Here is a 26,155-nt window from a genome sequence, read left to right on the forward strand (position 1 = left end):
TTAATTTTGATCAGGTGAATGGGATGAAACTCAGGGTTTCCGCCGTGCAGTGCCTTACTGGCAAAAAGGCATTTGAAAGTGCTGAAAAATTGATCTTCTCGTCAGACTCTGACCTTTATCTGCTTCCTGAATACTTTTCCTATTCGGATGATGTATTTAACGGCAGTATAGCGGAAACGACGATTGACTGGTTGAAAAGTATCAGTAAAGAGAAAGGGGCAATTGTGGCAGGAAATGCTGTGAGAAGAGATGGTGAGGGGTATTACAACACTCTGTATGTTTTTCACGATGGGGATCTGGTGGCAGTACAGGACAAGATTCACCCGACGGAAGGCGAAAGGAAAAGGGGAATACGCTGCGGAGAAAAGCTGAAGGTTTTTGAGGTGGCAGGAATCAGGTATTCGGCTTTAATCTGTGCTGATATTCTGTATCCGGAGCTGTGCAGGATTCCGGGGCTTAAGGGAGTGGACATTGTGCTTAACCCTGTCGTTTCGTTCAAGAAATCTCAGCTACCTGCGCAGGAGTTCAGACACTGTCTTTACTTTACGAGGTCATTTGACAATTCCTATGCGATAGTTAAGGCAGGGGGAGTGGGAACAACATTTACCGGTGAGATATGTGTCGGGAGGAGTCTTATCGCCACTCCTGAAGGAATTGTCGCCAGATATGATAACGAGGACTCAGAGGAGCTGATTGAGGCGGTGATAGATGTTGGCAGGATCAGAGAATACAGGAAGGTAAACTACTCTTTGAGGGATAGAAACATTCCGGCAATGAGAGAACTGCTGGATGGGGGTATTGAATGCTGAGGGTGGCTTTCAAGTATGCCTATTTTGGCTGGGATTATTATGGAAACCAGTTTCAGCCACACCTCAGAACAGTTGATGGTGAAATTTTCAGGGCATTTGAAAAGCTCGGCATCAATGCCAGGGAAAGGAGGTACAGGATTGCGGGAAGGACCGATGCGGGCGTCAGCGCGTTTGGCAACGTTTTTGCAGTCAATCTCGACTCTTTTGAGCCGTGGTTTTTGAGAGTCCTCAATTCGAATTTACCCGATGACATTTCGGTATGGGCATACTGCATTGTTGATGAGGATTTCAACCCGAGGAAAGCTCTTTCAAGGGTTTACAGGTATGTTCTGCCAGATGAGGGATTTGATGTTGGAGCGATGAAAAATGCGGCACAGATGCTGCTGGGAAAGCACGACTTTTCTGGCTTTGCAAAAGCCTGCAAGCCATGTGTCAGGGAGATCCTGCGTTCGGAAATTGAAAAGAGGGGAGATTTTATTATCTATACTGTTGAGGGCAACGCATTCGCCTGGAACATGGTGAGGAAGATCGTAACTGCCCTGAAAATTGCGGGAATGAGGAGTGATACGGAAATAGTTGAACTGGTTCTTTCAGGGGAAAACATACCTCTGACTCCCGCAAGCCCGTACGGGCTGATACTCCTTGATGTGAAGTACCCTTTCGAGTTTAAAAAGGATGAAAAAATTTACGGGCTGCTGCAGGAGAGAATTCAGGAAAGGATGAAAAAATTTGCACAGCTTTACGGTATTTTCAGGTTTTTGAGGTAATCCTTCACTTTTTCGGATACCTCTGTCACTCCCCCGATTACTATCACTGCCGGAGCCTTCACATTTTCTCTCTCTGCAATCTCTGCGATGCTGGATAGCCTGCCCCTCACAATTCTCTGTTTCTCTGTGGTTCCATTTTCGATTATTGCAACAAGAGTGTTCGGGTCTTTACCGTGGTTCAGAAGTTTTTCGACGTTTTCCCTGAGGTTGGATACTCCCATGAGTATCACGATAGTTGCGTTAAGCCTTGCAAGTGCCTCCCAGTCAAGCCTCTCTCTTTCCTGCTTACCCGTTATGAACACCAGTGCGGGGTCATATTTCCTGTGAGTTACAGGTATGCCTGCATAGGCCGGAACGGCTATTGCTGAAGTGATTCCTGGCACAACTTCAAACTCTATCCCGTGTTCTGCAAGAACCTCTATTTCTTCTCCACCTCTGCCAAAGACGAAGGGATCACCGCCCTTGAGCCTTACAACTCTGTCATATTCTTTTCCATACTTCACAAGCAGTTCGTTTATCTCGTCCTGCTTTTTCTTGTGTTTTCCGGCCCTTTTTCCCACATCAATCAGGATTGCTCTGCTCTCTCTTTTAATCAGCTCTTTTATGTCTTCGCCAATGAGTTCGTCGTAAAGAATGACATCAGCTTCTCTTATCAATCTCAAAGCTTTGAGGGTCAGCAGTTCAGGGTCTCCCGGACCTGAGCCAACGATATATACTGTCAAGGTATCACTTCCCTGAGAACTTCTCTAACATCGCTCTGCGAGTAATCTCTATCCAGTTTTTCGTCAATTCTGGCAACAACTTCTCCGTTTTCTTTGAGGATCTCGCACACGAGTCTTATTCTCCTGCCGTCACTTTCTGCATAGACTCCAGCCGGAATTGCACATCCTATCCCCAGTTCGCTGATCACAGCCCTCTCGAGCATAGCCTCTCTGTATGTTTTTTCGTGATTCATAAAGCTGACAATCTCTTTTTCATTCTCCCTCGTGGCTATGGCGATTATCCCCTGATTGGCTGATGGCACGAATATCTGGGGGTCGAGCCGCTGATAGTTCAGCTTTTTGTCCCACCCGAGCCTGATCAGTCCCGCTTCGGCAAGAAAAATTCCATCATACATTCCCTCAGTCAGTTTTCTCAACCTCGTGTCAACGTTTCCTCTGAGATTCTCTATCTTCAGGTCCCTCCTCAATTTCAGAACCATCGCCCTTCTTCTCAGCGATGATGTACCGATTATGGATCCGCTCTCAACTTCCTCGAATCTCTTTTCTTCCCTGGTTATGAAGGCATCGCATGGCGACTCTCTTTCAAGAACTGCGGCAATCACCGTCCCCTCTACCCTTTCAGTTGGAACGTCCTTGAGACTGTGGACGGCAATATCCACCTCGCCCCTTTTCAGTGCGAGATCAATCTCTCTTACAAATGCTCCGATTCCTTTGAATTCATGCAGGGGTCTGTCTTTCTTAATGTCTCCAGATGTCCTGATTATTTTAAGCTCTGTTTCGAATCCTTCCTCTTCCAGTATTTCCTTTACCTTTTCCGCCTGTGCCAGGGCAAGTTTGCTGCCTCTTGTGCCGATTACAATGCTCTCAGGCATTTCACAATCACTTCTGCCGTTTTTTCCACGTCTTCCGGTTCATGAGCCACGCTCATAAAGCACGTCTCGTACTGGGATGGAGGGAAGAACACTCCGTTTTCAAGCAGTTTCCAGTAGAACTCCATGAACTTTTCGTTGTCCAGTTTCAGAGCTGATGAATAGTCTCGGGGTTTTTCTCCGAAGTAAATGCAGAACATTGATTCAATTGAGCCAATGCTTACATTGAGTTTCGCATCATGAATCTCATCTTTCAGCGCTTTCACCAGATTTTCGGTCTTTTTCCTGAGCTCATCATACGGTTTTTCCTCCTCAAGGATTCTTGCTGTGGTGTATCCTGCCGTGAGGCTTATCGGATTTCCGCTGAATGTTCCAGCCTGGTAAACTGGCCCGGAAGGACTGAATTTCTCCAGTATCTCTTTTCTTCCTCCGACGATACCTATCGGGAACCCTCCACCGGCAATTTTTCCGAGAGTGGTTATGTCCGGCTCAACGCCAAAATACTCCTGGGCACCGCCGAGCGAAAGCCTGAATCCTGTTATGACCTCATCAAAGATGAGCAGAACGTCGTTCTCCATGGTGATTTTCCTGATTTCCCTCAGGTAACCGTCGTCTGGAATTATCAGTGAAGCGTTGCCCATCACCGGCTCGAGAATCAGGGCAGCGATATCTTCTCTGTTCTTCTCAATAACCTCCGAAAGAGCTTCAACATTATTGTAAGGGGCCTGAAGCGTATTTATCACAAACTCTTCAGGAACTCCCGCCGAGTTTGGTGTTCCGTGTGTTGTGGCTCCGCTGCCTGCCTTGACAAGCACGGAATCATGGGCACCATGGAAACTTCCTTCAATTTTTATGAACTTCTTTTTACCCGTGAACCCTTTGGCAAGCCTGAGTGCCGCCATAGTCGCCTCGCTGCCGGTGTTTGTGAACCTGACCATGTCTATTGATGGGTAGATGTCGGTTATGAGTTTTGCATATTCGATTTCCAGCTCTATGGGCGTCCCGTAAACCCAGCCATCTTCAAGCCTGTCTTTAACCGCGTTCTTAACTCTTTCATTTCCGTGGCCAAGAATTAATGGCCCATACGCCATGCAGTAGTCTATGTATTCGTTTCCATCGACATCGTATATCTTTGAACCCTTCGCCTTTTTCGTGTAAAACGGGAACGGCTTTACGGCTCTAACCGGACTTGAGACCCCTCCAGGCATCAGACTCCTGGCGGTTTCATAAAGCTCCTTTGATTTCCCCCACATTCACAAAACCTCCGCAATTTCCTTTGCATGATAGGTGATTATCAGATCAGCACCCGCCCTTTTTATTGAAGTGAGTATTTCATAGGCTATGCTCATCTCATCGAGCCATCCCATTCTGCCAGCAGCCTTGACCATGCTGTATTCCCCGCTAACATTATAGGCTGCAACGGGAACCTTGAACTCCTCTTTGACCCTCCGTATGATATCCAGGTAGCTGAGTGCGGGCTTGACCATGACTATGTCAGCCCCCTCTCTCAAATCGAGTTCGACCTCTCTCAACGCCTCATTGCTGTTGTGGAAGTCCATCTGGTAGCTTTTCCTGTCTCCAAAGGCATATCCGCTTTCAGCAGCCTCTCTAAATGGTCCGTAGAATGATGATGCATATTTGGCAGAGTAGCTCATTATTGCGGTATTTTCAAATCCGCTCTCGTCAAGAGCACTCCTTATGGCTTTTATCATTCCGTCCATCATTCCGGAGGGAGCAACGATGTCTGCCCCGGCTCTGGCATGGCTCACAGCAACTTTTCCAAGAACTGGCAGGGTTGGATCATTCAGAACTTCTTCATTCTGGACAATACCGCAATGCCCGTGAGTGGTGTACTCGCACAGGCAGACGTCTGTTATCAGCACCGCATCATCAAAGTCCTGCCTGGCGTTTCTCAAAGCCTTCTGTATCACACCATCATCGTCGTATGCGGAACTTCCAATTTCGTCCTTGCTGGCAGGTATGCCAAAGAAGATAAATGCTCTTACACCCAGCTCCATTGCCTTTCCAATCTCGTCAGATATGCTGTGAAGGGGGATCCTGAAGTATCCGGGCATTGAGGGAATTTCCTGCCTTGATGAAATGTTCTCATCAACAAAGATGGGCATTATCAGGTCTTCCTTAGACAGCTTCGTTTCCTGCATTAGGGGACGAATTCTGTTCTTTCTCAATCTTCTCATTCTTACCTTTGGAAATTCCATCCTTAACACCTCCGAATAAAAACTCCACAGCATCCACCACTTCCGGTTTTCCATTACGTGCGGCCTGTCTCAGTCTGACAGTTGGCTTCCTTAGGAATTTTTTAATGAGTGAGTTTGCAAAGCTTTCGAGCAGGGGCAGCACTTCTTCATCAACGCCATATTTTGCGTGAAGTTTGTTGTAAAGCTCTATAATCTCCTCGTTTTTTATGTAATCTGCGTGGGAATACATCATGCAGATGGCATTTCTTGCTTTTAACTCCTTCAACCTTTCGATGAGGTCTTCAAGCTCCTCTTTTATTATTTTTTCAGCTTTTTCTGCTTCTTTCAATCTTCTCCTCAGATTCTCTCTGCTGATCTCCCGGAGGTCATCTATCGTGTGGAGGAGGACGCCTTCAACCTCTGCCACTTCCGGTTCCACGTCTCTTGGCAGGGCTATATCGACAAGAAGAACTGCCTCTTTTCTGATCTCCATGATTTTTTCCATCATGCTTTTTGTTATGACGTAGTGGGGGGCGGAGGTGGCTGAGATCACAAAGTCACATTCAGTGATGTATTTCTCGACCTTGTCAAACGGTACAGCAATTGCCTTTTCGCCAACCTCCTGAGCGAGAGCTCTGCCTCTCTGGAGAGTTCTGTTTGCTATGTATATTTTATCGAGATTCTTGTGTGCTATTGCCTTTGCAACGAGCTTACCCATCTCTCCAGCCCCAATAATCAACGCCTTTTTTCCAGCGAGGGTCCCCAGCCTTCTTTCGGCAAGCTCAACAGCCGCACTCCCGATGCTTACAGCGCCTTTGTTTATCTTTGTCCGGTTCCTGACTTTTTTGCCCACCTGAATTGCCTTGGAGAAAACCAGGTCAAGGACTTCACCGATGCTTCCGTATTCCTTTCCCATGCTGTAGAAATCTTTAACCTGTCCGAGAATCTGATCCTCTCCAACCATCATCGACTCGAGACCCGACGCAACTCTCAGGATGTGTTCAAGGGTCTCTCCATTTTTGTGGATCTCGATGATCCTTTCAGGAACACCCATCGACCTGGCAAACTTTCTGAGGGTTTCTATGGTGCCGGACCCGTAAACGTAAACCTCGACTCTGTTGCAGGTGAGGAGGATGGCACATTCTCTTATGTTCGAGAAGGACATCACCCTGTCGAGTAGCGTTTTATAATCGCCATGCCAGGCTTTTTGAATCTGATCGATTGAAGCTTTTTTGTGAGATATCACAAGGTTGGCTATTTCCATTTCATCACCTTGTTTTAATCCTGAGATAGGGAGTAATTTAAACTTTAGGTTTGCTGTAAAAGAATTTCCGGCAAATCGGCCTGTTGGAATTAGGATTATTAGAAAAGATAATTATAAAATTCAGGTCTTTGCACCAGCTATGCTCTTGGGGCTTCTTTTTATCTTTCTTCTCTTTTTGCCATCCGATGTGTACTTCTGGTTTGGACCTGGCTTTTTGTGGAGCTGATACTTTGTTGGCACAAGCCTGGTACCGCCCTTTCTGTTCTTTATCTTGATCCATTGAGTCGTTCCAGTCTTACCCATGATTGTGCCTGAAACAAGCAGACTTAAAAAACTTTTCTCTCATAATATTGGTGATGCAAAATAATAAATACCGCAAGAGCAGATTATATCAGAGATGGTAAGAAGGGCAAAGCTTGTAAATGATGCGGTGGAGCTTGTTCCAGTTCTGCAGCTTTTCTCAACCGAGACCTACAGGAGAGTTTATGAAACTTTGCTGAGTGAGTGGAGGACTCTGGAAGAGCTGAAACAGCTTTACGGGGAAGGTGTGGAGGAGGCGCTGAGAATCCTTAAAAACGCGGGCATGCTCGAGATCAAGTGGAGAATGCCTTCTGACCCTGCAGGAAAGCCGGAAAAGGAGTACCATGTCAGTTACACGCATCTGAGCATAAACGTTTACATCTCCCTCAAAGAACTCAACACGATACTGAATGCGATTTTTATGGCTGAGGATGAGGAAAGCGAGATAGTTGACAGAATACTTGAGCAGATTGGCAGGGGGAGAATTTCCGTTCAGCATATAAGCAGGGAAACCGGACTTGATAACCTGTTTATCAGGGCACTGGCGAAGAAATCACTGAAGCTCAATTTGAAAGGTCAGCTTGTTGAGCCAGCAAAAAATGAAGAAGTCTGAGATCAAGGTAATTCTGGACAAATTCAGATGGCATCCTGAATATGATCTGAGGAACGTGCTTATCAAATATATAGACAGGCCGAAGGGCTACTCTGTGATTTCGGGTGAGCAGATACGTGAGATTGGACATGCCTTCATCTATACCGAAAGCTCGACAATTCCTCATCACAGGGTTATTGAGATTTCGTACTGTGGAAAGACGGTCTGGAAAAAGTTAATTAATTCCGGTGAATTAGCTGACAGAGATGACGGTGAGAAGCAGGCTTGATAAAAAAATGGATGAGTACGCTCTCAAGCTGACTACTTCTATGGATTTTGATGAAAACATCTTTTACTATGATATTCTCGTTGATTACGCCCATGTCATCATGCTTGAAAAAAGGGGTATAATCGACAGAGATTCTGCGAGAAAAATTATCCTGGCTTTGAAAAAAATCGAATCAGATGGCTTTTCTTCTCTGTCAAAAGAATATGAGGATGTGCATGAGGCCATTGAGGCAAAGGTAATTGAGCTTGCAGGTGAAAACGGAAAAAAGATGCATACTGCGAGAAGCAGAAATGATGAGGTGGCCACATGCCTGAGGCTGTTTGCAAGAGATAAGCTTACAGAAATAATGGCCGAAATCCTTGAAATTAAATCTGTACTGCTTAAAAAATCTAAAAAGCATTTGAATGACGTGATGCCGGGTTTCACTCACCTGCAATACGCCCAGCCAACCAAATTATCGCACCACCTTCTGGCATATCACGACATGATTTCAAGGGATTTCGAAAGGTTCCTTGAGGCTTTCCGGAGAACGAATCTCTCCCCACTTGGCTCTGCAGCCTTTTCAGGAACGAGTTTTCCCGTTGACCGGTCTCTGACTTCAAAGCTTCTTGGCTTCGATGGAATTGTTGAAAACTCAATGGATGCGGTAGCAACAAGGGACTTTCTTGTAGAGTGCATTTTTGCCTGCACGTCTTTGATGATCTCTTTCAGCAGGATCTGCGAGGAAATAATCCTGTGGTCTTCTGAGTTCGGGTTTGTGAATCTTCCCGATGAATTTGCTTCATCATCAAGCATAATGCCCCAGAAAAAGAATCCGGATACTGCCGAAATAATAAGGGCGAAGGCTGGAAAGATGATTGGCAACCTTACTGCTGCAATGACGATCTACAAGGCATTGCCCTTTGCATACAACAGAGATTTTCAGGAAATGAATCGTCTGCTGTTTGAAGTGCTGGATGAAACCCTAATCTCTGCCAGAGTCATGGCTGGACTGCTGGAGAAAATTGAATTCAGGACAGATGTCTTGAGAGCAAAGTCGTCCAAAGGCTTCTCTCTGGCAACTGATATAGCGAATCTACTCGTTATGAAGGGCATACCTTTCAGAGATGCTCACAGGATTGTCGGGGAGCTTGCAAAGCTTGAGAAAGATGAGATTGGCGCTGAAGAGCTTGCAGATGTTTTTGAGAAATTCGGATTGAGCTTGGAAATCGCGCCAGAAGAGCTTGATATGTTCGGAAGGCCAGAAAATGCTGTCGAGATGAAGAGAAGTGAAGGTGGCACGAGTGAGGACAACATAACGGGCATGATTGCTAAAAGACTCGAAAAGCTGAAGAAAGACGAAACAGTACTGATGCAGATTAAATCCAGGATTGAAAATTCTCTGAATGGTCTGATGGAGGAGGTGGAAAGCTTTGAAAATGAAGAGAGTTAAAATAAAGGCGAAAGGCAGGATATTTGAAGGAGTGGCGCTCCCATCGGATGACAACAAACTCGTGTTAAAGCTTGATAGCGGTTATAATGCTGGATTTTACGATTACGAAATCCTTGAAGAGAAGGAAGTGGAAATGCATGAATTTGTGCCTGAAAGGTTTGAAAGCAGAGAAAATCTGGGTACGATAAAGGTAATCTCGACAGGAGGCACGATTGCGAGCAAGGTGGATTACAAAACTGGCGCCGTTACAAGCCAGTTCTCTGCAGAGGAGATCGTTGCGGACATTCCAGAGCTACTCGAGATTGCAAATATCGATGCGGAACTGCTCTACAACATCCTGAGTGAAAACATGAAACCTGATTACTGGGTGAAGCTTGCAAGGCGTGTGCACGAGGCCGTGAGGGACGGATATGATGGTGTTGTTGTAACCCACGGGACTGATACGATGCACTATTCCGCATCAGCACTGGCGTTCATGCTAAGGACTCCTGTACCAGTGGTTTTCGTTGGTGCTCAGAGAAGCTCTGACAGACCGAGCAGTGATGCTGCGATGAACATGATTTGTTCTGCCCATGCTGCACTCAGTGATCTGGGTGAAGTCACCATCGTCATGCACGGGACAACTGCAGACGAGTTCTGCTACATTCACAGGGGTGTCAAGGCGAGAAAGAATCACACTTCAAGAAGAGATGCCTTCGAGAGCGTGAATTACTCCCCACTCGGAAAAGTGTTTCCTGATGGTAGGATCGACTGGATTGCAGAAAGATTCAGACGGAACGAGAGGGAGCTTGAGCTTTATGATAAGTTCGAAGAAAAAGTCGCCCTGATAAAATACTATCCTGGACTTGGACCTGAGATACTGGAATTCTTCCACGACAGGGGTTACAGGGGTTTCGTAATTGAGGGCACTGGATTGGGACATGTATCCACGGACTGGGTGGAGACGGTGAAAAGGGTTGCGGAGGACAGCGTGATTGTCATGACCTCTCAGTGTTTATGGGGCAGAGTGTGTGACCGGGTTTACGATACTGGCAGGTATCTGCTGAAGGCCGGAGTCATAGAGGGAGAGGACATGCTGCCCGAGACAGCCCTGATAAAGCTCATGTGGCTTCTCGGCAACTTTGACGTCGAGGATGCAAGAATGCTGGTAAGGGAAAACATCGTGGGGGAGATAAATCCGATGCTCGGATATGAAGACCTGACAATTTAACTTTGTGAGTGGGATAAAGAATTTATATATCCATCCCTGCAATATTTAGCCATGGACAGGTTGACAGTGGCAGTAGGAACGTTCATCGTCATCTTGCTTGCGGCAGCCGCTTCAATTGTGCACTTCTTCGGGATTAAGTTGCTGATTCAGATAGTTTTTGGGCTGGGCTATCTCGGACTTCTGGCAGTTTTTGGATTGATGACTGCGCTAACGTTTTATGCAAGGTCTTTTAAATACGGTCTCGTAACGCTTTTGGGGACGCTTCTTTCTGCTTATGGACTTTATTCCGTGTATTTGTGGCACGTGAATGAATTCCTCACTGTTCTTGCGGTTTTTGTAATTGCCTTTGCTGTGTTTGTCTGGTACATTTCTGAGCCTGACCTGAGTCTGGCAGAGAGGTTCTCAAGTCCAGAGTCCCTGATGAAAAAGGGCAGATACAGGGCAGCTGGCCGAAAATTCGAAAAGAAAGGAGATTATGTCAGGGCGGCAGAGGCATATATCAAGGCAGAGATGCTCGAAAGTGCGGCCTGGGCATACGAGAAGGCTGAAAAATATACTGAGGCGGCAGATGTTTATGCAATGCTTGCGGAGAGAGAGAAGGATGTGTATTACTGGAAAGAGGCTCATGAACTCTACAAAAAAGCAGGCGATCTGACAAAAGCGGCTGAATGCCTTGAGAGGTATGCGGAAGATGAACCATGGTTCTGGGAGGATGTCGCTGAACTGTACCGCAATACTGGTAATGAGGAAAAATACTTGGAAGCTCTGAAAAAGGCTCTCGAATATTACAAGAAGGAAGCTGAGGAAGAAGGAGTTTTCTGGGAGGATGTTGCCAAGCTTTATGAGGCTCTCGGAGAGGAAGAACTTGCTAAGGGAGCATGGACGAAGTTTGCTAAATACTGCGAACAGGAGGCTGAAAATGACCCGATGTGGTTCAAACACGTGGCTGAAGCATATGAGAAACTCGGGTTGATTGATAAAGCAGAAGAAGCCAGGAAAAAGTACGAGGAATACAGAAAGAGCATCTCAAAAACTGCTGGAGATTGATAAGCCACTATTATTTTTCATTCAGGAATTAATTATAGAAAACTTTATATACTTTTCTACAGAGCGTTATGAAATTGGAAGGTAGGTGTTTGAAATGGAATTTGAAAGGAAGCCACCTGTAAAGGTGGGAGATGTAAGGAAAGTTAGGATTGAGAACATTGGAAGCGGTGGAGATGGAATTGCGAGAATCGAGGGCTATGTCGTGTTTGTGCCCGGTGTGGATGTGGACGAAGAAGTTACAGTCAGAATAACGAAGGTTTTGAGAAAATATGGATTTGCAGAAGTAGTTTAAATAATCTTGGACAGTTCTTCAATTTCATCAATGCATTTTCTAATTTCTTGAATGTCTTTTTTTCATTTTTTCGATCTTTTCGTAAGCGTCGTCCGGAATTACGGCACCGTGCTGGGACGGCTCGATAACTCCGGCCTGCTCAAGTACTCTCAGCGAATACCTGACCTTGTGTTTTGGCATGTTGAGGATTTCGGATAGTTTGAATATCCCTATTGGCTGATTTTCCTTTACTGCCTTGAGGACCAGGAAATGCCTCAGTGCTATTTCGGCCTCATACTTAAGCTTCCTCAAACTCATTTTTATCCCCAGTTTAAAAATCTATATAATAGTATATTAATCTTCCTCCATGGGGAAATAGACTGTCTCTATGCCTGCCTCCTTCAGGAACTCCAGACCCCTGTTGTCTGCATAGTCCTTCCCGTACACGACCTTCTTTATCCCGGCATTAATTATCATCTTGGCACACATTATGCATGGCTGGTGGGTTGTGTACAGCGTGGCATCCTTTATGCTCACACCATGGTATGCTGCCTGGATTATGGCATTCTGCTCGGCATGCACTGCTCTGCAAAGCTCATGTCTCTCGCCAGAGGGTATGTTGAGCTCTTTTCTCAGACATCCTATGTCAAAACAGTGGGGCAGGCCCATTGGAGCCCCGTTATATCCTGTGGAGAGGATTCGTTTGTCTCTCACAATAACTGCTCCAACGTTCTGTCTCAGACAGGTGGATCTGCTGGCCACAAATCTTGCAATGCCCATAAAGTATTCATCAAGTGATGGTCTTCTGTGCATGCGAAAGCATATCCTTCTGAAAAATAAGTGTTTCTCCGATTATTTTTTGTGTCCCGACATGAACCTGAGATCATGAAACTGATAGTCTGCAGTAAAGAAGACCTGGCCGGTCAGAACATCAAAAATGTCTTACTCTCAACTGGCGATTTTGACAGTAAGGTTGTCGGAGACTATGTGTTTCACACTTCGGAAAAATTCGCCATTGTCGAGGTTAAGGAACGGCTTATATACTGTGATAATCTTGATGAGCGTCTTTCAAAGCTTGTTGAGTTTGATGAAATTGTATTTGCTTCAAGACATTCAAGCAAGGATGGGAGGAAGATCGTAACTGCTCACGTTTCCGGTAATGTCGGGAGGGCAGATTACGGCGGTCTGCCATACAGACTCGCAAAACCTGCGCCAGTTACGATGAAAAACTTTTCAATTGCCGTAAGCAAGAAAATACCCGATACTGAGTACGAATTCACACTTGAAGCGACACATCATGGCCCGTCCGAGATAAAAAAGCCGTGTGCATTTTATGAGATCGGTTCAACCGAAGAGGAGTGGAAGGATGAGGACATCGCACATATTGTTGCTGATGCGATACTTGAGGCTTTGGACGGGGAGAATAACTGGAAGGTTGCTGTTGGTGTTGGAGGGACGCATTACGTTCCCAGACAGACTGAAATAGAGCTGAACACTGTTTTTGCCTTTGCACACAACTTCCCAAAGTACACGTTTCAGGACCTCACACCGGAATTTCTGAAATATGCGATTGATCTCAGCAATGCCGAGATAATAATTTTTGACGAGAAGTCTGCAAACTCTAAAGTGAAGCAGCTGATAAAAGAGGTGGCAGAAATGGTTGGAATTGAGGCAATCAGGTCCAAGGAGGCCAAGAAATTTATCTGGGATACATAAGCATACAAAGATATTTATACCCTGTGGGCCATTTATCCACAATGAAGGTGAGGGCGGCTGTTCTTCCAATTAATGCAGGTAAATTTGCGGTTGCCTTAAATCAGGATGATGCTGCAGAGATTGGTGTTTCTGAAGGAGACAGGATCAGAGTCATAAAATCCGGGAAGAGTGTAAGTGCGATAGTTCAAATAGCTTTTGGCCTGATTTCCCGGGGGAAAATTGGCGTTTATGAGGAAATTGCAGCAGAGCTGAATCTTAAAGATGGGGACGAGGTTGACATATATCCAGTTTCAAGACCGTCCAGTGTTGAATTCATAAGAAAAAAGCTCAGCGGGAAGAAATATTCGAGAGAAGAACTTTACAGCATAATTTCTGATGTCGTTGATGGCAATCTTGCAGAAGTCGAACTCACGGCATTTGTTCTTGGCAGCTATCTTGTGGGGATGGATTTTGATGAAATTGAATGGATGACAAGGGCGATGATTGATACTGGGGAAGCCATAGAGTTCGAGAAAGGTGTTGTGGTTGACAAGCACAGCATAGGTGGAGTTCCCGGAAACAAGGTGAGTCTGCTCATCGTACCCATAATTGCGGCATCCGGGTTGCTGATTCCCAAAACAGCAAGCAGGGCAATAACCTCTGCAAGCGGTACTGCGGACACAATGGAAGTGCTTGCAGATGTCAGCATGTCTGTTGAAGAGATTAAGGAAATAACCCTGAAAACAGGAGGCGTAATTGCATGGGGTGGTGCAACCAACATAGCTCCTGCTGATGACAAGATAATCAGGGTGGAGTATCCTTTATCCATAGACCCAAGGCCTCAGCTTCTGGCAAGTGTAATGGCGAAAAAAGGGGCAGTCGGTGCGAGGCACGTTGCGATAGACATCCCGGCAGGAAACGGGACGAAGATATCCACTGTCGAAGAGGGCAGGAAGCTTGCCGGAGAGTTTGTGGAGCTTGGGAGGAGACTCGGCCTGAATGTTTCATGTGCCATCACCAATGGTTCACAGCCTGTTGGGAGGACCGTCGGACCTGCTCTGGAGGCCTGGGAAGCACTGAAAACGCTTGAAGAAAGAAAAGGTTCGTCAAGCCTGATAGAAAAATCCCTTGGAATTGCAGGTTTGCTTTTTGAGATATCCGGGTTTGCACAGGACGGATATGATCGTGCAAAAATGATTTTCGAGAGTGGAAAGGCTCATCAAAAGCTCCTGGAGATAATTCAGGCTCAGGGCAGTAAGGGAATACTCAAGTCTGACGACGTTCCAATAGGCGAGGAAAAATATGTGATTGAGAGCAAATTTGAGGGTGCGGTTGTCGACATTCTGAATCAGAGGGTTGTCCGGTTGGCAAGACTGGCTGGGGCTCCGAAGGACAAGGGGGCAGGTGTTTACATTCACAGGAAGAGAGGAGAGGTTGTGAAAAGGGGCGATCCTCTGATTACGATTTATGCTGAAACGGCCTGGAAGCTGGAAAAGGCTATTGAATATGCGATGGAAAATCCTCCGATAGTCGTTTCAGGGATGATACTGGAGAAGTACCCCTCTTTCAAGGTTGTTTGAGGTGATTATTATGGGTGCAGTTAATGGCCTTAAGGATGTTGTTGCTGCTGAGTCGAGCATATCGCGGATTGCCATCGAGGACGGGAAGGCGATACTGGAATACAGGGGATACAATATTCATGATCTCGCAAGACATTCGACCTACGAAGAGGTGGCATACCTGCTGCTTTTCGGCGAGCTTCCATCAAAGAGTGATCTGGAATACTTCAGTGAGGATCTGAAAGAGAGGAGGGAACTACCACCTCAGATAGTAGGCCTGCTCACAAACCTCTCACCTTTCTGTCATCCCATGGTTGCTCTGAGAACTGCGGTGAGTTTTCTGGGAACGATGGACAAGCACATCTCATTTACAGGCCACGAAAAGAGTATTGAAAAGGCAAAAAACCTCATTGCCAAGTTTCCGACCATTGTCGCTTACTTCCACAGAATCAGGATGGGTGAAAAGCTGGTTCATCCCAGCGAGGATCTCGGACATGCAGCCAACTTTCTGTACATGCTCCATGGCGAAGAGCCTACAAAGACCATGGAAAAAGCCCTTGACCTGGATTTCATCCTTCATGCTGATCATGAACTCAACGCCTCCACTTTTGCGGCAAGAGTGGCAGCATCGACGCTTGCTGACATGTATGCCTGCGTTGTTGCCGCAACAGGAACCCTCATTGGGCCTCTGCATGGGGGTGCGGCTCAGAGGGTAATGGAAATGCTCAGGGAGGTGGCATTGCCAAAGAGAGCGGAAAGGTATGTGCTTGAGAAACTGTCAAAGGGAGAGAGAATCATGGGTTTTGGGCACAGAGTGTACAGAAACGTCATAGATCCGAGGACTGTTGAGCTGAAGAGGCTTGCAAGAATGCTTTCGAAAGAGAAGGGAACAAGATGGTTTGAGATCAGCGAGGCAATAGAGGAGGCAGTTCACAGGCACAAAGGACTTTTGCCAAACGTTGATTTTTATTCTGCCAGCGTTTATGCGAATCTGGGTATCCCGGATGACCTCTTCATAAACATTTTTGCCATCGGAAGGGTTTCTGGCTGGACTGCACACATCATTGAGCAGTATGAGAACAATGTTCTGATAAGGCCGAGAGCGGAATATGTTGGGCCAGCAGGGAAAAAATTCCTGCCCCTGAGTGAGAGAGAATAAGTTTTTTATAATCTTTTTTCACCTCAGTTTCAGGAGGTGTTACTTTGTTTGAGTTAGCTGAGAGGCTGAGAAAATTACCGCCATATCTTTTCGCAGAGCTTGACGAAATGAAGGCGAAGAAGGAAAGCGAGGGAGTGAGTGTCATAGACTTCGGAGTGGGCGACCCTGATCTGCCGACTCCAGAGCATGTTGTTGAGGCAATGAAAAAGGCTGTGGAAAAAGTTGAGAATCAGAAATATCCAAGCTATGCCGGGAAGTATGAGTTTAGAGAAGCGGTCTCAAACTTTTACAGGCGGAGAAAGGGCGTTGAGGTTGAACCTGACAGCGTCATCGCTCTGATTGGGTCAAAAGAGGGTATTGCTCACCTCCCTCTTGCGTTCGTGGAAAGTGGAGACTATGTCATCTATACCGAGCCAGGATATCCTGTTTATCACTCATCGGCCATCATGGCCGGAGGAATACCGTACGAACTGTCCCTGAAGGAAGAAAATGGGTTTTTGCCCGATCTGGATAGCATTCCTGACGAGGTCGCAAGAAAAGCAAAAATCATGTTTCTGAACTATCCGAACAACCCCACAACAGCTGTTGCCGAAATGGATTTCATTAAGGAGGTAGTGGATTTCTGCAATGACAATGGAATCATTCTTGCCCACGATGCTGCATACAGTGAAATTGGTTTTGATTACCGGCCCAGGAGTTTTCTTGAATACGAAAATGCCTTTGAATGTGTGATCGAGTTCGGATCTCTTAGCAAAACCTACAATATGACTGGCTGGAGGATAGCCTATGCTCTCGGAAATGAGGAGGCTGTGAAAGGCTTGCTGAAGGTGAAGACCAACGTAGATAGCGGTGTTTTCAATGCAGTTCAGGATGCTGGTGTGGCAGCGCTGAACGGGGATGACCGCATCATTGAGGAGAATAACCGGATTTACCGGGAAAGGAGAGACAGACTTGTTGATGGGCTCAAGGAGCTCGGTTTCGAGGTTGAAAAACCAAAGGCAACGTTCTACGTCTGGCTCAGGGTGGGCATGCCCAGCATGGAGTTTGCCAAGCAGCTTCTCGACAGGGCAGGTGTCCTTGTAACTCCCGGCGTTGGATTCGGAAAGAGCGGAGAGGGGTACGTCAGATTTGCCCTTACAAGGGATGTTGCCGTGATTGAGGAAGCTCTGAGGAGAATGGAGGGAGTCGATATTGTTTAGCTCCAGAGATGGGATACTTCTCATAGAAGAGGTTGGTTTTGAAGAAATAGTGGAGAAAACCGGCACCCCTGTTTACATCACCTCAAGGAAAAAGCTCGAAGAAAACATCAGAGTATTCCGGGAGAACTTTGGATTTGCCAGAATGCTCTATGCAGTCAAGGCCAACAACAACCTTACCATCATGAGAATTTTTGCAAAATATGGCTTTGGTGCCGATGTTTTCAGCCTGGGGGAGCTTTATCTTGCTCTGCTTGCCGGTTTTGATCGAAATTTCATCCTGTTCAACGGAAACTCCAAAAGTGATGAGGAAATCGAGGCTGGAATTAGGGCTGGGGTGAAGTTCAGCGTTGACAGCCTTGACGAGCTTTACACGATTTCAGAGATTGCTCAAAATTGCGGAAGGGAGGTAAAGATTGCCTTCAGGGTGAATCCCGATATAGGTGCGGAGACTCACCCCAAGATCGCAACGGGCCTGAAAACATCAAAATTCGGAATTCCGGCTGAGCAGATTCTTGAAGCCTATGAAGTCGCAGTTCAGGCTGATGGTGTGGTTCCGGCTGGAATTCACTGCCACATAGGAAGTCAGATCAGGGATGTGGAACCTTTCGTGGACGAGCTTGAAAAGATGTTTGAAATTGCATCAGAACTTGAAAAACTTGGTGTGAGGCTCGAGTTTCTGGACATGGGCGGTGGATTTGGCATAGATTACGAGGAGGATGGAGAATGCAGGGTGGAAAAATTCGCTCAGCCACTAAGGAAAACGTTTGAGAGGGGGCTCCAGATGTTAAAATCTGAGCCGGAACTCTGGATTGAGCCTGGGAGGAGTCTTGTTGCCAACACGACAATTCTGCTGACCAGAGTAAATGCGGTGAAAAAAGCCCACAGGAACTTTGTTGCTGTTGATGCAGGCTTCAATCTGCTCATAAGGCCGGCCATGTACGACTCATATCACAGGGTGGCGGTTGCGAACAAAATGGGGATGCCGGCAGAAGAGCTGTACACAATTGCCGGTCCGATATGTGAATCTGGAGATATTCTTGCAAAAGACAGAAAGCTTCCGAAAGTTGAGAAGGGAGATTACATCGCAGTTTTCGATGCGGGAGCCTACGGCTTTGCGATGAGCAGCCAGTACAATGGACGTCCAAGGTGTGCCGAGGTTCTTGTTGATGGTGGCTCTTTCCATATCACCCGGGAAAAGGAAACCGTTGGAGATCTCATCGCAAAACAGAGAATCCCGGAAGAACTTTTTTAATCTTTTAAAACAATATAAAAAATTTGGAAATCAGATCCCGAGGGACCTTCTCTTGTCAAGTATGACCTGCTCTATCTTTTCAGCGGCCTTGACCGGGTCCTCCTCAACAAGTACTCTTCCTCCGGTCAGCTTCTGAACATCTTCTGTAAACAGTCTAACTGCCTTGTCGCTGCCCGTTATTGGTGGTACCGGTGATACATGTGTCACAACACCGTACGCCACGGCGAAAACTGCATCTATCGTGGCTTTCTGTTCCATGTACTCTGGAGCGGTTGCTGCTATGGGCAGATCAGGTATGTCCACTCCAAGTTTTTCAGCAAGAATTCTGAGCAGGTATGCGAGCCTGCCAGTATCTGTACAGGTTCCGAAGCTCAGCACAGGCGGGATGTTGAGAGCCTCACAGACCTTCTTCAGGTTATCTCCTGCAAGGTCCTTCGCATCCACTGAAGTCAGACCAGCCACCTGAAGTGCTGCATTTCCACAGCCGAGCGAAAGAACAAGGATGTCTCTCTTGATCAGTTCCTTTGCTATGGTTACCGTGCTGTTGTCGTGTGGTCCGTTCTTTAGCGTGGTGCAGCTCACCAGGCCGACCACTCCCTTTATGGATCCACTTTTGATAGCTTCAAGCAGATTGTCCACACCGACGAGCTTGTCTATTGCTTCGGGCGAGAATCCGACGACAATTTTTTGCTTTTTACCAACTCTTACTGCTTTTGTCTTGTCTCTCTTTTTGAAGTTCTCTATTGCGATTTCAATAAGCTCTCTTGCTATCTCCTCAACCTTTTCAGGCTCGTAGTCCAGACCCTCGTCTATTCCCTTAAATCTCACCAGTTTGCTGACGGGAACTATCTTTACACCGTACTTTTCATATTCTGGCAGTGATGGAAGGGAGCAGTTCATGTCTGCCGCAAAAACGTCAACAGCTCCAGTGGCGAGAGCATATTCCTGCACGATCCAGTTTCCTACAATTCCTGCAAAGACAGGGCTGTCAACTCTTTGAAGTATCTCCTGTCCCGTTTCGATGAATCCCACTATTCTCAGTCCTTTTGCTCCGGCTTTCCTTGCCATTTCCTGCACTTCTTCTTTTTCCGCCAGCTTTATCAGTGCCATGCCTACAAAAGGCTCATGTCCGTTGACCGCTATGTTAACGTACTCCGGGTCGAGAATTCCGAGGTCGGCATAGGTTTCGTGAGGCATTGGAGTCCCGAACAGAATGTCCTGTATGGTTTCGAGAGCGATCTGGGCTGCAAGGCACGTGGATATGCCCAAGGACATGGATTTTTTGGCAAGCGAGACATAGTTGCTGTCAACATTGGTCATGGAGGATGATCCAACCGTTAAAAGCTCCAGAAAAACTCCGCTGGGCATCAATCCGAGCTCCTTCCACAGCTCCTTCCTTTTTTCAGGAGCAAGTATCTCGACGAGTTTGCTTTTTTCTGTGGAACTCAGGTCGGATATCACAAAATCTGCAACCCTGATTGCGAGCTCTTTTATGTTTTCTCCCTCAATTCCGAGCAGTCCGGCAAACCATTTGAGTTTTTCAGGTTCCTTTATCTCAAATGGTGTTTTCCCCTCAGCAGTGGCCCTCAATGTTTTTGCGGCCTCAATTGCATGATATGTGTACGCCTCCGTCCCAAGCATGTTCTTGTGAACAAAATTCCTTACAACCATTCCTGCTGCATCTATACCGCAGGCACCGTAGGGATTGGTCTGGGTTATTCTGCAGGGACCCATGCTGCACAGCTGGCAGCTCAAACCCTTTTCGCAGAATGGACATCTTGTTTTTTCCTGTGCGTTAAATCTGTCCACGATGTTTGTTGTCTCGTTTTTCACTTTCTTGTACATTTCATTTACTGTCTCGTGGTAGCTAACAGTTTCTTCCAGTTTCATGATCAATTTCACAAGAATACTTCATATATTTTTTGACCCTAAGATTTTTGTGTCTTTTCCCGAAATTATTTCCCACTTCAACAAACCCCCATGTGAAACTTGACGAGAAAGCGATAAAATGGATTATCAGAGAGAAAGGGAAGGGTACACCGACAAAGGAGATAGCAGAGATCGAAAACATAACACCAAGAAGAGTAAATCAGATCTACAAGCAATACAAAGATACTGGAGAAATACCAAAGCCAAAGAAACCAGGTAGACCTAAAAAAGAACTATCAGAAGAAGAAATAGAAGCCATAAAAGAAGCCTATGAAGAGTACAGGTGTAATGCAGTAGTTCTCCAAACAATCTTAAAGGAAAGAGGTTACAGAATAAGCAAGAACAAAATACACGAAGTGTTGAGAATGAACGGCTATGCTAAGGAGGAGAAGAACAAGAAAAAGCGTAAAAAGTGGATAAGGTATGAGAGAAAGCACTCTATGGAATTATGGCATGCAGACTGGTTTTTCTATAACGGGAAGTGGATAATTGCTTATCTGGACGATGCTTCCCGTCTGATTACTGGTTACGGAGTATTTGATAAAGCAACATCTGAGAATGCCATAAAAGTGCTAAAAGAAGCCATGGATGATTATGGCAGGCCGGAATCAATCCTGACGGATAGAGGTACTCAGTTCTACGCATCTGCAGGGGAGAAGAAGGCTAAAGGAGTATCTAAATTTGAGAAATTCCTTGCAGAGAATGAAATTAAGCATATTGTGGGTAGGGTGAATCACCCACAAACGAATGGAAAGATAGAGAGGTTCTATGGAACGCTGGAAGCTAAAATCAAGTATTTCGATACAGTAGATGAATTCATGGAGTGGTACAATCACAAAAGACCCCACATGAGTCTCAACTTAGATGAACTGGAGACTCCCTATAAAGCATTTTTGAGAAAGTTGACTCCTGAGAGAATATTGAGTTATTCGTGGAGGTGGTTTGATGGTGGGAAATGATTTTAGGAAACTACACATCACCGCTGAGAACCGAGCCAGTAAACCGAACAGAAAATGCCCGAAGCCCATGTCTGATGTCCAGAATCCATGGGAGAATTTTTAAGCCATACAAACAAACCCCTCGCATGGTCGAACTGCGCAGAACATATCTGTTGGGAGTGCTGCTCATAATACTCGGCATTGTTATAGCAGCCAGTGGGTACCTGGGGCTTCAAAGCCAGGATGATTTCAGGGTTATCAATATTGTAAAGGGCGATGACGCAATCAGAATGACAAAATCAATCCATCTCGGCAATTTCAGCATTGCAAACGCCGCAATTCTTGATCTCGAAGGTAAGGGGCAGATAAGGGTCTGGGTGGCATGGACTGGCAGCAAGGAAGAGGCCAGAAATCTGACAGAAAAAATGGCCGAAAAGGTACATCTGTACTTTTCGGAGCCAGAAATAGTTAAAATCGGAGATTTGAAGGCATACAGGACGTACAAGGGTGGTGAAACCCACTACTTCTTCAGCTACAGGGACATGGTGATATGGATTCAGTTCGAAAACCCCGACCAGAACTACCACATGCAGGTAATCGAGTCCCTGATCCTGAAAAATGGCCTGGAAAGATATTTAAATTAAACTCCGTTAAAAGATCAATCATGCCAATGGAAATTGAAAGCTCAAAGGCATTGCGGTGCGATAACTGCGGGAAACTGATAACAGGAAAACCGCTGTCGTTCAAAACCTGCTGTGTGAACAAGCCCAAAAATTTCTGCAGCAAACAGTGTTTCATGAAGTGGAGAAGTGAATGGCTCAGAAACCAGGAGCAGATAAAGAGGACCGGAAATATAATTTTTTAGCTTTTACTCGTTGTGAGGTAAATCCCTACCAGTATTACCAGCAGATACAGATAGGCCAGAGGTGTCAGCACCTGGCCAAGGAAGATGGCCGCCAGCAGTGCTGATCCCGCCACTTCTCCCAGCACGCTCCCCGTCACGACAACAACCTTCATCCGTCTAATGAGGTAGTTCAGAACCGTGTGCCCGAAACTCATGGGGATTATCGCCAGGAGAACAAAGTAGAAGAACGTTTCTGCCGAATAACCTGTTAGGCTCACCCCCAGAACAAAGGCTCCCAGGCCTGAAAAGACGGCCGCCATTAGGTACGTGGAGACAACATAATCACGGAAATCAACGGACTGAGAGAATCGTGCAAGAGAAAAATACAGCCCGCCGGATACTGCTCCGATAAAGGCAAGAACTATACCAGCAGGCTCTGCATACGTGTCTGCTCCGCTGAGAAGGAAGATTCCCGCAAGTGCAACAAAAATGCCGGCAACTTCACGCAGTCTGAACCTCTCCCCCGCAAACGATGCAAAAATTCCTGAAAATATCGAGTGTGTGCACACAATGGCTGTGCTGAGAGCAACAGATGCGCGAAAAAGCGATTCTATCCATGAGGCCATGTGAAGCGCAAGAGCAAGCCCGGCAATGGCGGAATACCTGAGCACATCCTTTCTGAAGCCAAACGTTCTGTAATATGCACCCATCACAATTCCCGAGATCAGAAACCTCCAGAAACTCGCGGCTATTCCGGGAGCATTTGCCAGGACTGCAAATATGGAGGCTGTTGAGACCGCAAGGACACCCGCAAAAAGCAGGACATAGTGCAGCATCTGGAAGACCTGGGTTATCCAGAATAAAAGTTTTCTCACCCCCGGAATGAAAACAATCACAAAACCCAGTAACCCTTTTTTAAAACCCATACTGAGAAAATCTGTGAAATGTCTGATAGTCAGGGAGAGGCTGCACAGCTACGCAAAAGAGCTTGAAAAGGGAGATGACTGGAACATACCATTCATATCCATAGAACTGAAATCCAGCAGCCCTGAGACATACTTTACGTGGTGCAATGAAATGGACAGACTTGAGATCATCTCGGTGAGGGGAGAAGCGGGCGACGAGCTTGTTGAGTTTGAGATAACAAGTAAAGAAAGCTCAGTCAGGATTCTGTTTAACGGAGACCTGGCAAAAGCCATCTCCGGATTAATAAAAAATGCCAAAGAAATAAAGAAATCAATGGAGAGATGATCTCCTAAGAGCATACCGTGTAACCTTACCGAGAACCTCTACAGCGGTGATGGCGTTTGGATATACAGGAATTCCGTTGATCTCGTATTCGTTTTTCAGCTCAAACACCATGTCTCTCCTGCCCTCAATAACAAAGTAAACCGGCTTCCCGTAGGATTTTACCCACTTGAAGTCGGGCCGATAGTTCTCTCCAAGACTTCCAAAACCGCTGGCAAATATTGCAACGATCAGCGAATCAACGTTTTGATCAGTCATCAGAGCCTCGATCACAGCATTGTACGCGTTGTGCGAGCCATGATACTCGACCATGGGCCAGATGTCGACAGGGTTGTTCACCTGATGCCACTCAGGGGTTACCCGCCTTATCTTTCTGACAGTCTTCTCTCCAAGCTTTGCGAGGTTCAGGTTGTTCAGATACACGGTATCAGCAGCCTGGACGCATCCAGAGCCGGTGTAATGTACGACAGCCACGTTTTTACCCTTTGGTAGAGGTTGCAGGGACAGGGCCTTAGAAACGTTGAATAGTTCGTCGAAGCTGTATACTCTAACCATATTTGCCTGCTTTACAGCGGCATTGAAGATATCATCATCTCCTGTCATGGATGCTGTATGGCTGAGAGCGGCTTTTTTCCCGTACTCAGTCCTTCCACTCTTGAAAACCACCACCGGCTTGTCTGCATTCCTTGCAACATCAAAAAAAGCCCTTCCGTTCCTCAAACCCTCTATGTACATCCCGACAACGTCCGTTTTCTCATCGGAGAGAAGGTAATTCAGAACCTCGTAGTCCTCAACATCTGCCTTGTTCCCCATGCCGATGACCTTGCTGAAGCCTATGCTGGGATGGTTGGAGACGACCATTTCCATCATTACCCCGAGGAAGAGTCCTGTCTGGGCAATAACTCCAATCCTCCCTGCCCTGACCACGGGAAGAAGAGCAAACGTCGTTATGAACCCGTTGTCCGTGTTGAGGACTCCAGTGGTGTTTGGACCGAAGATCCTTATTCCGGCACTTCTTGCAATCTCGAGGACCTCTCTTTCAAGCTCCTTCCCCTCTTCACTCTCCTCGCTGAATCCAGAACTTACGATTACCACGCCCTTGATACCCTTTTCAGCACATTCCCGCATTACCTTGGGAACCATCCTTGCAGGAACGCCAATTATGGCAACATCCACGTTATCGGGGATGTCGAGCACAGAAGGATAGCATTTATAGCCCAGAATCTCCTTTGCATTGGGGTTAACGGGGTATATCTTTCCAGTGAATTCGTGCTGCTTCATGTTCCACACAATGTTGTATCCGGGCTTTCCAACGTGCCTCGATGCACCGATTACCGCAACGCTTCTCGGGTTGAAAAGAAATCCTATTTCCTCCAGAGAGTAGGAAAAGTCCCTTCCCTCACCAACGACCATCCTCGCATCTGCCACGTAGCAACCGCTTTCGCTGGCAAAAACTGGGTTCAGGTCAAGCTCAAGTATGTTCTCATCCTCCACGAGCCGGCTTACGTTCACAAGAAGCTCGACAATTGAGTCCACGTCTGCTCTGAAGCCCCTGTAACCCTCAAGCAGCCTGTATCCTCTTATCTCCCGGATCATCTCCTCCGCATCTTTTCTGCTCAGCGGTGCAAGCCGGTAGGAGACGTCTCTCAAAACCTCCGCAAAAACTCCTCCAAGTCCGAACATCACGTAACTTCCAAAATGCTCGTTCTCCCCGCCACCAACAATAAGCTCAATCCCGGCCAGAGTCTCCTGAACCGTCACCCCTTCTGCATCCTCAATGGCAATCAGCTTTCTGAAGGCCCTTCTCACCTCATCCTCGCTTTCAATTCCGAGAATAACACCTCCAGCATCGCTTTTGTGAACGATTTTTCTGGAGGCGACCTTCATCACGACAGGAAAGCCTATCTGCTTTGCTGCCCTGACCGCCTCATCTTCACTCTCGCAGAAGATCGTTTTCGAGCTTTTAATACCGCAATTCTCCAGAATTTCCTTTGCTTCATGCTCAGGAATGTATTTCACACAACCACCTCCTCAGATAATGCTTCTCCTGTGATCTTTGTGAGTCTTACCGCTGATGTACGCTTTAAAGTCGTCAACGAGAATTCCATTTCTGTTCATCCACCTTATAAACAGATCGTTTTCTTTCATCGCTTCCTCAAGCCCCCTGAATCTTACAATCACACACAGATCGAACTCGCCGCCAATGATTTCAAACACATTCTCCACGTAATCCAGACGCTTCAAATGCTCAATCAGCTTAACCAGGTCATCTCTCGAATTTTTAACAGAGAGAAGAACCACCGCAATCGTGTCAAGCCCTATCCTTCTGTAATTCACTTCCCACACGCCCTTTTTCTTCTCCACTATGCAGCCCCTCTTTTCAAGCTGTTTGATCCTGTTCTGGACTGTTCTCACAGCCACGTTCAGCTCTTCAGCGATTTCATCCAGCGTCTGATTCCTCAGCAGACCTTCAAGAATTCTTTTATTAACTGGATCCTCAATTTCCGATTTACAGATTTCATTTTCCATTGTAATTCAGTTTATCAGAACTAATATTTTATA

Annotated in this window: 29 protein-coding genes; 17 read left to right on the forward strand and 12 right to left on the reverse strand. The window is 46.4% G+C overall.

Annotation, left to right across the window (positions count from 1 at the left end; translation table 11 throughout):
- Positions 1–23: 23 nt before the first annotated feature.
- Both GACE_RS00500 and truA read left to right on the forward strand, forming a co-directional pair.
- Positions 24–809, forward strand: coding sequence for a carbon-nitrogen hydrolase family protein (locus GACE_RS00500; RefSeq protein WP_048090284.1), 786 nt, complete (start codon positions 24–26; stop codon positions 807–809).
- A complete protein-coding gene (gene truA, locus GACE_RS00505) occupies positions 803–1,576 on the forward strand; it encodes a tRNA pseudouridine(38-40) synthase TruA (protein ID WP_084063628.1) in 774 nt (257 codons plus the stop codon). Before GACE_RS00500 ends, truA begins: the two co-directional genes overlap by 7 nt.
- On the opposite strand, the gene cobA is transcribed toward truA, so the two are convergent.
- The 6 genes from cobA to GACE_RS00535 all read right to left on the reverse strand — a co-directional run bounded on the left by cobA (position 1,549) and on the right by GACE_RS00535 (position 6,932).
- Complete coding sequence (cobA, locus tag GACE_RS00510; RefSeq protein ID WP_048090286.1) at positions 1,549–2,298, reverse strand: uroporphyrinogen-III C-methyltransferase; 750 nt, start codon at positions 2,296–2,298, stop codon at positions 1,549–1,551. The genes truA and cobA overlap by 28 nt on opposite strands.
- Complete coding sequence (gene hemC / locus GACE_RS00515; protein WP_048090288.1) at positions 2,295–3,170, reverse strand: hydroxymethylbilane synthase; 876 nt, start codon at positions 3,168–3,170, stop codon at positions 2,295–2,297. The genes cobA and hemC overlap by 4 nt, the downstream gene beginning before the upstream one ends.
- Complete coding sequence (gene hemL / locus GACE_RS00520; RefSeq protein WP_048090290.1) at positions 3,152–4,420, reverse strand: glutamate-1-semialdehyde 2,1-aminomutase; 1,269 nt, start codon at positions 4,418–4,420, stop codon at positions 3,152–3,154. The genes hemC and hemL overlap by 19 nt, the downstream gene beginning before the upstream one ends.
- Positions 4,421–5,386 carry a porphobilinogen synthase gene (gene hemB, locus GACE_RS00525; RefSeq protein WP_048090292.1) on the reverse strand — a complete coding sequence of 322 codons (966 nt, stop codon included), beginning with the start codon at positions 5,384–5,386 and terminating at the stop codon, positions 4,421–4,423.
- Positions 5,307–6,629 (reverse strand): glutamyl-tRNA reductase, encoded by a 1,323-nt coding sequence (hemA, locus tag GACE_RS00530; RefSeq protein WP_048090293.1) that lies wholly within the window; start codon positions 6,627–6,629, stop codon positions 5,307–5,309. Before hemA ends, hemB begins: the two co-directional genes overlap by 80 nt.
- Before the next feature lie 120 nt (positions 6,630–6,749).
- Positions 6,750–6,932 carry a DUF5350 domain-containing protein gene (locus GACE_RS00535; protein WP_048090295.1) on the reverse strand — a complete coding sequence of 61 codons (183 nt, stop codon included), beginning with the start codon at positions 6,930–6,932 and terminating at the stop codon, positions 6,750–6,752.
- Between the two features lie 94 nt (positions 6,933–7,026).
- On the opposite strand from GACE_RS00535, the gene GACE_RS00540 reads away from it, so the two are divergent.
- The 6 genes from GACE_RS00540 to GACE_RS00565 all read left to right on the forward strand — a co-directional run bounded on the left by GACE_RS00540 (position 7,027) and on the right by GACE_RS00565 (position 11,791).
- Entirely contained in the window at positions 7,027–7,542 is a 516-nt protein-coding gene (locus GACE_RS00540) for an ArsR family transcriptional regulator (protein WP_048090298.1), read from the forward strand.
- Positions 7,529–7,810 (forward strand): DUF504 domain-containing protein, encoded by a 282-nt coding sequence (locus GACE_RS00545; protein WP_048090300.1) that lies wholly within the window; start codon positions 7,529–7,531, stop codon positions 7,808–7,810. The genes GACE_RS00540 and GACE_RS00545 overlap by 14 nt, the downstream gene beginning before the upstream one ends.
- The gene (gene argH / locus GACE_RS00550; RefSeq protein ID WP_048090302.1) at positions 7,788–9,242 is read left to right on the forward strand and encodes an argininosuccinate lyase; all 1,455 of its coding nucleotides are present in this window, start codon (positions 7,788–7,790) and stop codon (positions 9,240–9,242) included. The genes GACE_RS00545 and argH overlap by 23 nt, the downstream gene beginning before the upstream one ends.
- Positions 9,229–10,452 carry a Glu-tRNA(Gln) amidotransferase subunit GatD gene (gene gatD, locus GACE_RS00555; RefSeq protein WP_048090303.1) on the forward strand — a complete coding sequence of 408 codons (1,224 nt, stop codon included), beginning with the start codon at positions 9,229–9,231 and terminating at the stop codon, positions 10,450–10,452. The genes argH and gatD overlap by 14 nt, the downstream gene beginning before the upstream one ends.
- Before the next feature lie 51 nt (positions 10,453–10,503).
- Complete coding sequence (locus GACE_RS00560; RefSeq protein ID WP_048090305.1) at positions 10,504–11,499, forward strand: tetratricopeptide repeat protein; 996 nt, start codon at positions 10,504–10,506, stop codon at positions 11,497–11,499.
- Between the two features lie 94 nt (positions 11,500–11,593).
- Positions 11,594–11,791 carry a TRAM domain-containing protein gene (locus GACE_RS00565; protein WP_048093451.1) on the forward strand — a complete coding sequence of 66 codons (198 nt, stop codon included), beginning with the start codon at positions 11,594–11,596 and terminating at the stop codon, positions 11,789–11,791.
- A gap of 39 nt (positions 11,792–11,830) precedes the next feature.
- Here GACE_RS00565 and GACE_RS00570 read toward each other — a convergent pair whose 3' ends face one another.
- Together GACE_RS00570 and GACE_RS00575 are read right to left on the reverse strand one after the other, a co-directional pair.
- On the reverse strand, positions 11,831–12,088 hold the full coding sequence (locus GACE_RS00570) for a winged helix-turn-helix transcriptional regulator (RefSeq protein ID WP_048090307.1): 258 nt from the start codon (positions 12,086–12,088) through the stop codon (positions 11,831–11,833).
- Positions 12,089–12,124: 36 nt separating this feature from the next.
- A complete protein-coding gene (locus GACE_RS00575; RefSeq protein WP_048090309.1) occupies positions 12,125–12,583 on the reverse strand; it encodes a deoxycytidylate deaminase in 459 nt (152 codons plus the stop codon).
- Between the two features lie 72 nt (positions 12,584–12,655).
- On the opposite strand from GACE_RS00575, the gene GACE_RS00580 reads away from it, so the two are divergent.
- From GACE_RS00580 to lysA, 5 genes are read left to right on the forward strand one after another with little or no spacing between them, the layout of a single operon-like run.
- Positions 12,656–13,486, forward strand: coding sequence for a D-aminoacyl-tRNA deacylase (locus GACE_RS00580; RefSeq protein ID WP_048090312.1), 831 nt, complete (start codon positions 12,656–12,658; stop codon positions 13,484–13,486).
- A 41-nt stretch (positions 13,487–13,527) separates the two neighbouring features.
- A complete protein-coding gene (locus tag GACE_RS00585) occupies positions 13,528–15,045 on the forward strand; it encodes an AMP phosphorylase (RefSeq protein ID WP_048090314.1) in 1,518 nt (505 codons plus the stop codon).
- 10 nt (positions 15,046–15,055) lie between these two features.
- The gene (locus tag GACE_RS00590) at positions 15,056–16,183 is read left to right on the forward strand and encodes a citrate/2-methylcitrate synthase (protein ID WP_048090316.1); all 1,128 of its coding nucleotides are present in this window, start codon (positions 15,056–15,058) and stop codon (positions 16,181–16,183) included.
- Positions 16,184–16,227: 44 nt separating this feature from the next.
- Positions 16,228–17,382, forward strand: coding sequence for an LL-diaminopimelate aminotransferase (locus GACE_RS00595; protein WP_048090318.1), 1,155 nt, complete (start codon positions 16,228–16,230; stop codon positions 17,380–17,382).
- On the forward strand, positions 17,375–18,634 hold the full coding sequence (gene lysA, locus GACE_RS00600; RefSeq protein WP_048090320.1) for a diaminopimelate decarboxylase: 1,260 nt from the start codon (positions 17,375–17,377) through the stop codon (positions 18,632–18,634). Before GACE_RS00595 ends, lysA begins: the two co-directional genes overlap by 8 nt.
- Before the next feature lie 30 nt (positions 18,635–18,664).
- Here lysA and cooS read toward each other — a convergent pair whose 3' ends face one another.
- Positions 18,665–20,524, reverse strand: a complete 1,860-nt coding sequence (gene cooS / locus GACE_RS00605; RefSeq protein ID WP_048090322.1) for an anaerobic carbon-monoxide dehydrogenase catalytic subunit — start codon at positions 20,522–20,524, stop codon at positions 18,665–18,667.
- A gap of 92 nt (positions 20,525–20,616) precedes the next feature.
- Between cooS and GACE_RS00610 the strand changes: the two genes are divergently transcribed.
- From GACE_RS00610 to GACE_RS00620, 3 genes are all read left to right on the forward strand, one after another.
- Complete coding sequence (locus GACE_RS00610) at positions 20,617–21,522, forward strand: IS481 family transposase (protein ID WP_048090325.1); 906 nt, start codon at positions 20,617–20,619, stop codon at positions 21,520–21,522.
- Between the two features lie 125 nt (positions 21,523–21,647).
- On the forward strand, positions 21,648–22,145 hold the full coding sequence (locus GACE_RS00615) for a hypothetical protein (RefSeq protein ID WP_048090327.1): 498 nt from the start codon (positions 21,648–21,650) through the stop codon (positions 22,143–22,145).
- A 20-nt stretch (positions 22,146–22,165) separates the two neighbouring features.
- Positions 22,166–22,366 (forward strand): 50S ribosomal protein L24, encoded by a 201-nt coding sequence (locus GACE_RS00620; protein ID WP_048090330.1) that lies wholly within the window; start codon positions 22,166–22,168, stop codon positions 22,364–22,366.
- Here GACE_RS00620 and GACE_RS00625 read toward each other — a convergent pair.
- Positions 22,363–23,181, reverse strand: coding sequence for an EamA family transporter (locus GACE_RS00625; RefSeq protein WP_048093452.1), 819 nt, complete (start codon positions 23,179–23,181; stop codon positions 22,363–22,365). The two genes, GACE_RS00620 and GACE_RS00625, sit on opposite strands and share 4 nt — an antisense overlap.
- A gap of 103 nt (positions 23,182–23,284) precedes the next feature.
- Here GACE_RS00625 and GACE_RS00630 point away from each other — a divergent pair, with 103 nt between their 5' ends.
- On the forward strand, positions 23,285–23,596 hold the full coding sequence (locus tag GACE_RS00630) for a hypothetical protein (protein ID WP_148305885.1): 312 nt from the start codon (positions 23,285–23,287) through the stop codon (positions 23,594–23,596).
- Here the strand turns inward: GACE_RS00630 and GACE_RS00635 are convergent.
- Both GACE_RS00635 and GACE_RS00640 read right to left on the reverse strand, forming a co-directional pair.
- Positions 23,582–25,612 carry an acetate--CoA ligase family protein gene (locus tag GACE_RS00635; RefSeq protein ID WP_048090334.1) on the reverse strand — a complete coding sequence of 677 codons (2,031 nt, stop codon included), beginning with the start codon at positions 25,610–25,612 and terminating at the stop codon, positions 23,582–23,584. The two genes, GACE_RS00630 and GACE_RS00635, sit on opposite strands and share 15 nt — an antisense overlap.
- A gap of 12 nt (positions 25,613–25,624) precedes the next feature.
- Entirely contained in the window at positions 25,625–26,122 is a 498-nt protein-coding gene (locus GACE_RS00640; RefSeq protein ID WP_052400162.1) for an HTH domain-containing protein, read from the reverse strand.
- Positions 26,123–26,155: the final 33 nt, after the last annotated feature.

Source organism: Geoglobus acetivorans, assembly GCF_000789255.1.
Classification (GTDB): Archaea; Halobacteriota; Archaeoglobi; order Archaeoglobales; family Archaeoglobaceae; genus Geoglobus; species Geoglobus acetivorans_B.